Genomic DNA, 9,602 nt, shown 5'->3' on the forward strand with positions numbered 1-9,602 from the left:
AAGCCTTGTGCGCCTTGGTCGTGATAGCCGCGTTAGCCGTGGTTTTGTGCGTTCTGCTCAGTCATGCTGGAGCGAGTCCCCGTGGTGTGAGGTGAGGTATGCCGAGGTTTGGCCGGACGCTGGCGTCCCGGATCCTCGTGGCCGTGCTCGGCATCGTCGTCGCGACCATGGCCGTGGGGTTCGGCTTCTACACGCGGCTGACCGGCCGGGCGGCCGACGCGCACGCGACCGACCAGGCCACGAGCATCGCCGTCACCGTCGGCCGGGTGCCCGAGGTGGCCGCCGCGGTCGCGTCGGGCGACCCGGACCACGTGCTGCCGCGGCTCGCCGAACGCATCCGTGCCGCGTCGGGGGCGTCGTACGTCGTCATCATCGACCGCCGCGGCGTGCGCTACTCCCACCCCAACCCGGCCCTCGTCGGCCGGCGCGTCGAGGAGCCTGTCGTCGCCCTCGACGGCCACGTGCACACCGGGATCGACGAGGGCAGCCTCGGCCGTTCGGCCAACTCGCGGGCACCCGTCATCGACGCGTCGGGCCGCCCCGTCGGCGAGGTGTCGGTCGGGATCCTCGAGTCCGAGGTCGGCGTCAGGGTCTCGTCCGAGGTGGCCGACATCGCGCTCTACAGCCTGGTCGCGCTCGGTCTCGGCGTCCTGGCCTCGGTCCTGCTGGCGAGGGCCATCAAGCGGGTGACCTTCGGGGTCGAGCCCGCCGAGATCGTCGCGCTCGTCCAGGAGCGCGAGGCGATGCTGCACGGCATCCGCGAGGGGGTCCTCGGGGTCGACGCCGACGGGGCGATCAACGTCCTCAACGACGAGGCGCGCCGGCTGCTCGGCATCGACACCGCCCGGCTCGGCCAGCCGGTCGAGGAGGTGCTGCCGGCGGGCCACCTGCGCCGGATCGTCACGGGGGAGGTCGAGGGCAGCGACCTCGTCGCCGTCACCGACCAGAACCTGCTCGTCCTCAACCGGATGCCGGTCATCGTCGGCGGTCGCAACGCCGGCTGGGTCGTGACGATCCGTGACCGCACGGAGCTGGAAGCCCTTCTGCGCCAGCTGGACTCGGTCGAGAGCCTGACGACCGCCCTGCGTGCGCAGGAGCACGAGTTCTCCAACCGGCTGCACGTGCTCGCCGTGCTCCTCGAGATGGGCGAGGTCGAGGAGGCCACCCGGTACAGCCAGCAGCTCTGGCAGGAGACCTCGCTCGCCAGCGAGGAGATCCGGTCGCAGGTGGCGGCACCGGTCGTCGCCGCCCTCCTGCTCGCCAAGACGACGGTGGCCGCCGAACGCGACGTGCTCGTGCACCTGGACCCGACCAGCCGCCTCGAGGCCCACGACGTCGACGGCCTGCCGGTCGCGACGGTGCTCGGCAACCTCGTCGACAACGCGGTGGACGCCGTCGCCGACGACCCGCGCACGAGCGGGCGGCACCCGCGCGGTGACGTGACGGTGCGCCTCCTGCGCCGGGACGGACACCTGCACCTGTCGGTCCTCGACACGGGCCCGGGGATCCCTGCGGACCGCCTCGCCGACGTCTTCGTCGACGGGTACTCGACGAAGGACCCCCGGGGCGGGATGCGTCGCGGCGTGGGGCTGGCGCTCGTCCACCGCCTCGTCACGCGCGCGGGTGGCACGATCACCGCGTCCTCGCCGGGCGGAGCCCGGTTCGAGGTCACCCTGCCCGTCCGGATGCGGGAGGGGGCCGCGTGATCAGCGTCCTCGTCGTCGACGACGACTACCACGTCGCCCATGCCCACGCGCTCGCCATCGGACGGGTCGAGGGCTTCCGCGTCGTCGGTGAGGCCCACACCGGGACCGAGGCCGAGCGGCTCGTCGGCGAGACCGAGCCGGACCTCGTCCTCCTCGACATGTACCTGCCCGACTTCACGGGCCTGGAGCTCGTCCGGCGGCTCGCGGCCGCCGGGCGCCCGGTGCCCGACTTCCTCCTCGTCACGGCGGCCCGCGACCTGGAGTCCGTGCGCACGGCGATGCAGCTCGGCGCGTTCTACTACCTCGTCAAGCCCTTCACGTTCGCGGCCCTGCGCGAGCAGCTCGAGGCCTACCGCGCGTGGGCCGAGCGGCTCGAGCGAGCCCCCGCGGGCGAGGGCGGCGTCGACCAGGACGTCGTCGACGCGCTGTACGGCCTGCGGGGCACCCCGCCCCGCAAGGCCGCGACGGTGCGCGGGCTGCAGCCGACGATGGCACGTGTGCTCGAGATCGTCACGGCCGCACCGGCGCCGGTGGGGGCCGCCGAGGTGGCGCAGATCCTCGGTGCGAGCCGCCCCACCGCGCAACGCTACCTGGCCACGCTCGTCAAGAAGCAGCTCCTCGACCTCGACCTGTCCTACGGCGCGACCGGGCGGCCCGAGCACCGCTACCTGCCGCGGCGCCGCTGACGCGGGCTACGTCCGGCGTCAGGGCGTGTCGTCCTCGCTGACACCGATGCGGATGCGGCCCTTGCCGGTGCAGTCGTCCTGGTGGACGAGGGCGTCCTTGCGGGCCTTGTCCCGCGCGCGCCGGGCCGGGCCCGTCCAGTCGCAGCTCTTGCAGTAGCCGAACGCGAAGGCGCCGTCCTCGTGCGCACCGAAGGCCTCGACCTTCCGGAGGGTGGCGCGATGCTCCTCGCCCTCCTCGTCGCGGACGGTCAGCTCTCGTCCGTCGCGAGCGAGGAAGCGGAGTCCGCGTTTGCGCGCCATGGGGCCATGATGCACGGCATCGCCGCCGTGTGCCGAGCCGGGCTCCCGGACCGTCCGCACGGTCGGATCGGGTCGTTCTCTCCATACACGCGGCGTATGCACGCTTTGTCGGCTGCGGCACGTTACGCGCGAATCCTCCTGTCAATTCTCGGAATTCAGCTTGGGAATTTCGTGAAAGCCCAAGCGCTCGGAGCTGCGGTCGTAACCTGAGTCTCGCTGGACCAGCCGGATGAACGGCCCGGGGGCATCGGGTGGCCGACCAGCCAACAGACGCTGGACGTCAGGGGCGCACCGGGGGGCGCGAGTCAGCACAGCCTAGAGGGGGGCGATTCGGACATGGAGTACAGCACTCCGACGCAGATCGGACGAGGGTGGGCCGGGCCGGACACCGACCCGGTCCGGGGCCTGCTGCACGACCTGCGCGAGCCGCTGGCAGCGATCCTGCTGCTGTCGACCTCGGGCCGCGGGGACGTGCAGGAACGCCTCGGCCACATCTACGAACAGGCCGCCTGGCTGTCCGAGCTCGTCGCGTCGAGCCTGGACGGCGCGGCCGGTGACGACCCCCAGGTCGTCGACGCCGGCTCGATCGCCCACGAGGTGGCCGACCGGGCCCGCATGACGACGACGGCGACGATCGACGTCGAGGTCGTCGGCGAGGGCCTCGTGCTCGCCCGCCCGGTCGCGCTCGCCCGAGCGCTCGGGTGCGTCGTCGACAACGCGGTGCGCGCGGCGGGACCGTCGGGCCACGTGCGCGTCGAGGTCGGCGAGGGGGACGACGGCATGCACGTCCGCGTGCTCGACGACGGCCCAGGGCTGGGCCGCGTCGTGAATCGCACGTCGATCGGCCTGGCGACGACGCGGGCCATGGTCGCCGCGTGCCAGGGGACCTTCCGCCTCGCGGCGCGGCCGGACGGCGGTGCGTCGGCCGACATCGCGCTGCGCCGCGGCAGCCACGCGCTGGCCTCCTGAGGGCGGCGCCGGTCATGAAGCTGGTCGTCTGCGACGATCACCGGCTCATCCTCGACACCCTCGGCGCGGCCCTGTCCGACCTCGGCTACGACGTCACGACGGCCCACGGTCCCGCCGAGGCGCTCCAGGCGGTCGCCGAGGTCCAGCCCGAGGTCTGCCTCCTCGACGTCAACTTCCCCGACGGGTCGGGTCTGGACGCCATCGCGAAGATCCGGGCGGAGTCGCCGGGCACCAAGGTCGTCATGTTCTCGGCCGACGCCTCGGACGTCTCGGTGCGGCGAGCCATCGCCATGGGCGCCTCCGGTTTCGTGCGCAAGGACCGCGGGCTGCCACAGCTCGTCGAGGCCATCGGCCTGGCCGTCAGCGGCCACCTGGCCGTCGAGCCGCGGATCCTGCAGAGCGCCATGCGTTCCGGGGACCCCCAGGAGAGCCCGACGTGGGTGCTGTCGTTCCTCACCGAACGCGAGTGGCAGGTGCTGCGGTGCATCACCGACGGGCTCGGGACCGACGAGATCGCCTCCGCGCTCGACGTGCGCCGGAGCACGGCGCGCACCCACGTGCAGAACGTGCTGACGAAGATCGGCGTCCACTCACGCCTGCAGGCCGTTGCCCTCGTCGCCGCCCACGCGGACGAGATCGAGTGGCCGGCGCACGTGCGCCCCGCCTGACGCGCGTCGCCGACGCCCGAGCCCCCGGGGTCATCCGTTTGACGTAGTGCGCAGTCGTGCCCGCGTCGGGTCCGCATCGATCCGCAGGGAGGGACCCTCGTGGACATGGAACAGGACGTCCGAGTGGTCATGGTGGACGTGCGTCAGGGCTTCCTCGACGCCGTCGCCCTGGTGCTGGCCGAGCACCGCACGCTCCGTCTCGTCGGCAGTGCCCGGACCATCCCGGAGGCGCTCGCGCACGACCTCGCCGCCCGCTGCGACGTCGTCGCCGTCGCCATCGACGACCTGGCCGACGTGTGCAACCTCCAGCGGCTCTGCATCGAGTGCCCCTCGCTCGGCGTCGTGGTCCTGTCCCCGGCCGGCGGCGAGGTGCACCTGCCCGACGCGCTGGCGTGGGGCGTCCGGGGCTGGGTCTCGCGCCAGGACGGCGTCAACGAGCTCCTCGACGCGCTCATCGACGTGGCTGCGGGCGAGGCGCACCTGCCGGCCGAACCGCTGCACGCGATGTTCGCCGCCGCACTCCGCGAGCGACCCGACGCCGTGCTGCCGGACTCCCGTCCGCTGACCGAGCGCGAGTCGGCAGTCCTCGACTGCCTGGCCGCCGGCATGACGCGGCACGACATCGGCATCGCGCTCGACCTGTCCGACAACACGGTCCGGACCTACGTGCGGCGCATCCTGCGCAAGCTGCACGTCCACTCCGCCTCCGCCGCCGTGGCGCTGACGAGGAGCGAGGTGCAGGTCCATGGTTGAGATCGCCCGCCGGCCCCGGGCACGGACGCGCCCCGGCACCCGGAACGCGCCGGGCGCCGTCGCCCCCGCGCCGACGCCGGCGCTCACGGCGGCCGCGCCCGTGGCGCCCACCGCCGAGCTGCACGTCGTGCCGTTCACCCGCACGCGGATCTGTCCGGAGGCGCGCCAGGCCGTCGCGGAGGTGCTCGAGTCCGGATGGGTCACGTCGGGGCAGCAGGTCGTCGAGTTCGAGGCGGAGCTCGCGGCCTACGTCGGCGCCGAGCACGGCATCGCCGTCAGCTCGTGCACCGCGGCCATCGAGCTGGCCCTGCGGGCGCTGGAGCTGCCGCCCGGCTCGAAGGTCCTCATGTCGACGGTGACCTTCTGCGGCGCTGCGGCCGCCATCCGGCACGCGGGACACGTCCCGGTCCTCGCCGACGTCGACCCCGTCACGGCGATGCCCTCGCCCGAGACCGCGGCGGCCGCCGCGCACGGCGCCGGCGGCGTCGACGCGCTCGTCGTCGTCCACCTCGCCGGGCTGCCGACCGACGTCCGCGCGCTCGCCGCCGCGGCCGGCGTCGACCTCGACCGCGTCGTCGAGGACGCCGCGCACGCCCTCGGCACCGTCGTCGGCGACGAGCCCGTCGGGACGATCTCGCGGGCCACGTGCTTCAGCTTCTACGCGACGAAGAACCTGGCCATCGGCGAGGGCGGCATGGTCACGACCGACGACCCCGAGCTCGCCGACCGCATCCGGCGGACCCGGCTGCACGGCATGTCGGCCGACGCATGGCGCCGCTACCTGCCCGGCGGCGGCTGGCGCTACGACGTCGCCGTCGACGGCCTCAAGGCGAACATGACCGACGTCCAGGCCGCGATCGGCCGGGCCCAGCTGCGCCGGTTCGACCGCGACCAGGCCCGCCGCGCCGAGGTCGCCGCGCGTTACGACGAGGGGCTGGCCGGCATCCCCGGCCTGCGACGCCCGCCGCGCCCCCTCGAGGGCCGCCACGCCTGGCACCTCTACCCGGTGCGCGTGGAGCCGGCCTACGGGATGAGCCGCGACGCGCTCGTCGACGCGCTGCGCGCGCAGGGCGTCTGCACGTCGGTGCACTTCATCCCGCTGCACAGGCTGACGTGGTACCGGGACCACTGCATCGTCCCCGCCGAGGGACTGCCCGGTGCCGACCGGGTCTTCGACCGCATCCTCTCGCTACCGATGGACGCGGTCATCACCGACGCGGAGATCGACCAGGTCTGCGCGGCGCTTGCTGAGACTGCACGAAGGGGAGCGACAGGGTGAGCACGACACTGAGCTACGGATGGAATCCCTCGGACATCGGCTTCGTGCCGACGCTGCAGAAGGGGCTGCGGACGCTGATCGTCGGCGCCGGCGAGGCCGGCCGGGCCCTGGCCCGCGACCTCGAGAGGGTGCGCGACTTCGGCCTCGCGCCGATCGGCTTCCTCGACGACGACACGAGCAAGCGCGTCGTGCGGCGGCTGCCGGTCCTCGGCACGCTGTCCGACCTGCTGTCGGTCGTGACGGTGCAGCGGGTCGACGTCGTGCTCCTCGCGATCCCCGGGCTGCCGGCCGACCAGGTGCGCATGCTCGCGACGACCGCGGCACGCGTCGGCGCCAGCGTGCGTCACCTGCCCTCGTTCGTCTCGATGCTCCAGCGCGACGTCGTGGGCACGGACCTGCGCTCGCTCGAGGTCGGCGCCCTCATCGGGCGCCCGGAGATGCACGTCGTCTCGCCCGAGGTGCGGGCCACGATCAGCGGCGCGACCGTGCTCGTCACCGGCGCCGGCGGCTCGATCGGCAGCGAGCTGTGCCGCCAGGTCAACGGGTTCGGACCCGAACGCCTCGTCATGCTCGACCACGACGAGTCGAACCTGCACCGCCTGCAGCTCGAGCTGACCGGGGAGGGGCTGCTCGACACCGACGACGTCGTCGTCGCCGACATCCGCGACGCCCGCCGGATGCGCCAGATCATCGCCGACGTCCGGCCGGACGTCGTCTTCCACGCGGCGGCCCTCAAGCACCTGCCGATGCTCGAGCGGCACCCCTGCGAGGGCGTCAAGTCCAACGTGGCCGGAACCCTCAACGTCGTGCGGGCCGCCGTCGAGCACGGCGTCGGCCGGTTCATCCTCATCTCGACCGACAAGGCCGCGGACCCGACCTCGGTGCTCGGCGCGACGAAGCAGCTCGCCGAGCGGGTCACGCGGCACGCGTCGCGAAACTCGCGCGGGACGATCGTGTCGGCGGTGCGGTTCGGCAACGTCCTCGGCAGTCGGGGATCCCTGCTGCACGTGCTCGCCGAGCAGCTCCGCAACGACGAGCCGTTCACGGTCACCGACCCGGACGTCACCCGGTTCTTCATGACGATCGAGGAGGCCGTGGGCCTCGTCCTCGAGGCGGCGCACCTGGCCCGCGGCGGCGAGACGTTCGTCCTCGACATGGGCCAGCCGGTGCGCATCGTCGACCTGGTCCAGAGCTACTCGCGTCAGCTGGGGCTGCCCGAGCCCGACATCCGCTACACCGGGCTGCGGCCGGGGGAGAAGCTGCACGAGGCGCTCTTCTCCGAGGAGGAGGAACGGACCCAGACGGCGCACCCGCGGATCTTCAGCACGTCGCCCGACGCCCTCGACCCGGACTTCGACGACCACCTCGAGGCCCTCTTCGACGCGGCGGCGCGCAACGCCGTCGACGAGGTCAAGACGATCCTCGAGCTGCTCCTGCGCAACTACGTCCCGTCGCGCGACGACCGGCGTCTGGTCGCTGCGGTCCCGTACCCCGACGACTACTGAACCGGCCCACCCACCGGCCACCTCACCGGCCCACCTCACCGGCCCACCTCACCGGCCCACCTCACCGGCCCACGTCACCCCGCCCACCTCACCGACGCACCCACCGACCGACCACACGACCAGGACAAGGGGACACTCGTGGACCTCACCGTCATCGCCGGGACCGGGGCCGAGCGCCCGGCACCGGGCGCGACCAGCCCGACGACCTCCGGACCGGCCCCCGGGCCGGGACGGACCGCCACCGTCATCGAGGGACCGGGCCTGCGCGCCGACGAGGCGGTGCTGCGCTCCTTCGAGATGGGGGCGGCCGGCCTCGACCTCGCGGCGCCGCCCGTCGTGCTGCCGGACTTCCACCACAAGCGGAAGATGGAGATGCCCTCGAGCATCGCCGTCGCGACGCGCGGCACGATCCGCCCGACGTTCACCAGCTCGTCGGTCAACTGCGGCATGGCACTCATCGCGCTCGGCACCGACAAGCCGGCCGACCACGCGGTCGACGCGTTCTACCGGGCCGTCCGGGAGAAGTACCCCTACCCGACCCGCGGGGCGCGCGAGCTGACGGCCGGCGAGGTCGTGGCCGCGGCCACCGAGGGAGCGCAGTTCGCGGCCGAGCGGTGGGGCGTCGAGGCCGAGGAGCTCGAGCGGATCGAGGAGTGCGGACGGGTCGACCTCGAGCCGTGGGGCGGCGCCGCGCGGCTGCGCAAGGAGATCCCGGCCCTGACGTGGCAGCTGGCGCGGCTGCGGTTCGGCACGGTGGGCCCGACGAACCACTTCGTCGAGCTCCAGCAGGTCGAGGAGATCCTCGACCCGGAGGCGGCCGAGCTGCTCGGGATCCGGCAGGGACAGGTGACGCTCCAGTACCACGCCGGCGGCGGCGTCCTCACCGGTGAGATCGGGCACCTGTTCCAGCGGCGCAAGGACACGGCACGCGCCATGAAGGCCGTCATGGCGGTGCAGAAGCCGCTCTACCACCTGGCGACGGCGCGTTCGGCCGCCCAGCTGCGCGAGCGGATGCGGCTCTACTTCGCCAAGGGCTGTGCGCCGGTCGACCTCGACAGCGACGAGGGCCAGCGGCTCATGCTCGCCAACGCGTCGGCGATGAACTACGGCTACGCGTTCCGGGTGGCGACCTACGCGGCGCTGCGCCGCATCGCCCTCGACACCTTCGGCGGTGAGCCGGGACGCCTCGTCGTCGACTCGCCGCACAACTCGATCTACGAGGAGTCCGTCGGGGGGCAGCGGGCCGTCGTGCACCGGCACAACTCCTGCCGCGCCTTCCCGGCCGACCGGATGCCCGAGGGGTCGGTCTTCGCGACGACGGGCCAGGCGGTCCTGCTGCCCGGCACGCACCGCACCTCCTCCTACCTCGCCGTCGCCGGTGAGCGCAGCAGTGACAGCCTCCACTCCGCGTGCCACGGTGCGGGGACCGTCATCGAGCAGTTCGAGAAGGACGGACGCTCGACGCTCGACCCCGGGGGCCGCTCGACCCGCCGCTACCGGTACAGCGACGAGGCCCCGACATCGGCACCGCACCTCGACGACCACGGCGTCAACGCCGCCATGTCGGTCCTGACCCGCCACCGCATCGTGCGGCCGGTGGCGCGGATGCGCCCCTTCGCCGTCCTGCACTGACCGACCATCGAGATGACCACCGCGAAGACCACCGAGAAGACGACCTGACTCCGGTGCCGGGACGCCCTGCGGCGCACCCCGGCCCCAGAGCCGCGACCGGGACG

9 protein-coding genes are annotated in these 9,602 nt (G+C 73.2%); 8 read left to right on the forward strand and 1 reads right to left on the reverse strand.

Going from position 1 to position 9,602, the window contains the following annotated elements:
• Window positions 1–98: 98 nt before the first annotated feature.
• Both ACR9ZK_RS07265 and ACR9ZK_RS07270 read left to right on the forward strand, forming a co-directional pair.
• The gene (locus tag ACR9ZK_RS07265; RefSeq protein WP_481341223.1) at window positions 99–1,706 is read left to right on the forward strand and encodes an ATP-binding protein; all 1,608 of its coding nucleotides are present in this window, start codon (window positions 99–101) and stop codon (window positions 1,704–1,706) included.
• Window positions 1,703–2,392, forward strand: coding sequence for a response regulator (locus tag ACR9ZK_RS07270; protein WP_481341224.1), 690 nt, complete (start codon window positions 1,703–1,705; stop codon window positions 2,390–2,392). Before ACR9ZK_RS07265 ends, ACR9ZK_RS07270 begins: the two co-directional genes overlap by 4 nt.
• A gap of 18 nt (window positions 2,393–2,410) precedes the next feature.
• Here the strand turns inward: ACR9ZK_RS07270 and ACR9ZK_RS07275 are convergent, their stop codons facing one another.
• Window positions 2,411–2,692 carry a hypothetical protein gene (locus tag ACR9ZK_RS07275; protein WP_481341225.1) on the reverse strand — a complete coding sequence of 94 codons (282 nt, stop codon included), beginning with the start codon at window positions 2,690–2,692 and terminating at the stop codon, window positions 2,411–2,413.
• A gap of 336 nt (window positions 2,693–3,028) precedes the next feature.
• Here ACR9ZK_RS07275 and ACR9ZK_RS07280 point away from each other — a divergent pair, with 336 nt between their 5' ends.
• The 6 genes from ACR9ZK_RS07280 (at window position 3,029) to ACR9ZK_RS07305 (ending at window position 9,498) form a co-directional block, all read left to right on the forward strand.
• Window positions 3,029–3,661 (forward strand): sensor histidine kinase, encoded by a 633-nt coding sequence (locus ACR9ZK_RS07280; RefSeq protein WP_481341226.1) that lies wholly within the window; start codon window positions 3,029–3,031, stop codon window positions 3,659–3,661.
• Between the two features lie 14 nt (window positions 3,662–3,675).
• Complete coding sequence (locus ACR9ZK_RS07285; RefSeq protein WP_481341227.1) at window positions 3,676–4,329, forward strand: response regulator; 654 nt, start codon at window positions 3,676–3,678, stop codon at window positions 4,327–4,329.
• 105 nt (window positions 4,330–4,434) lie between these two features.
• The gene (locus ACR9ZK_RS07290) at window positions 4,435–5,082 is read left to right on the forward strand and encodes a response regulator transcription factor (RefSeq protein ID WP_481341228.1); all 648 of its coding nucleotides are present in this window, start codon (window positions 4,435–4,437) and stop codon (window positions 5,080–5,082) included.
• Window positions 5,075–6,361 carry a DegT/DnrJ/EryC1/StrS family aminotransferase gene (locus ACR9ZK_RS07295; RefSeq protein WP_481341229.1) on the forward strand — a complete coding sequence of 429 codons (1,287 nt, stop codon included), beginning with the start codon at window positions 5,075–5,077 and terminating at the stop codon, window positions 6,359–6,361. Before ACR9ZK_RS07290 ends, ACR9ZK_RS07295 begins: the two co-directional genes overlap by 8 nt.
• Window positions 6,358–7,866, forward strand: coding sequence for a polysaccharide biosynthesis protein (locus ACR9ZK_RS07300; RefSeq protein WP_481341230.1), 1,509 nt, complete (start codon window positions 6,358–6,360; stop codon window positions 7,864–7,866). The genes ACR9ZK_RS07295 and ACR9ZK_RS07300 overlap by 4 nt, the downstream gene beginning before the upstream one ends.
• Before the next feature lie 138 nt (window positions 7,867–8,004).
• The gene (locus tag ACR9ZK_RS07305; RefSeq protein ID WP_481341231.1) at window positions 8,005–9,498 is read left to right on the forward strand and encodes an RtcB family protein; all 1,494 of its coding nucleotides are present in this window, start codon (window positions 8,005–8,007) and stop codon (window positions 9,496–9,498) included.
• Window positions 9,499–9,602: the final 104 nt, after the last annotated feature.

Source organism: Monashia sp. HAY1-5C (assembly GCF_056755255.1).

Bases quoted from the DNA above. Each gene is read 5' to 3' on its own strand.
- ACR9ZK_RS07290 (WP_481341228.1), top strand. From the start codon at position 4,435: ATGGAACAGGACGTCCGAGTGGTCATGGTGGACGTGCGTCAGGGCTTC.
- ACR9ZK_RS07295 (WP_481341229.1), top strand. From the start codon at position 5,075: ATGGTTGAGATCGCCCGCCGGCCCCGGGCACGGACGCGCCCCGGCACC.
- ACR9ZK_RS07265 (WP_481341223.1), top strand. From the start codon at position 99: ATGCCGAGGTTTGGCCGGACGCTGGCGTCCCGGATCCTCGTGGCCGTG.
- ACR9ZK_RS07280 (WP_481341226.1), top strand. From the start codon at position 3,029: ATGGAGTACAGCACTCCGACGCAGATCGGACGAGGGTGGGCCGGGCCG.
- ACR9ZK_RS07275 (WP_481341225.1), bottom strand. From the start codon at position 2,692: ATGGCGCGCAAACGCGGACTCCGCTTCCTCGCTCGCGACGGACGAGAG.
- ACR9ZK_RS07285 (WP_481341227.1), top strand. From the start codon at position 3,676: ATGAAGCTGGTCGTCTGCGACGATCACCGGCTCATCCTCGACACCCTC.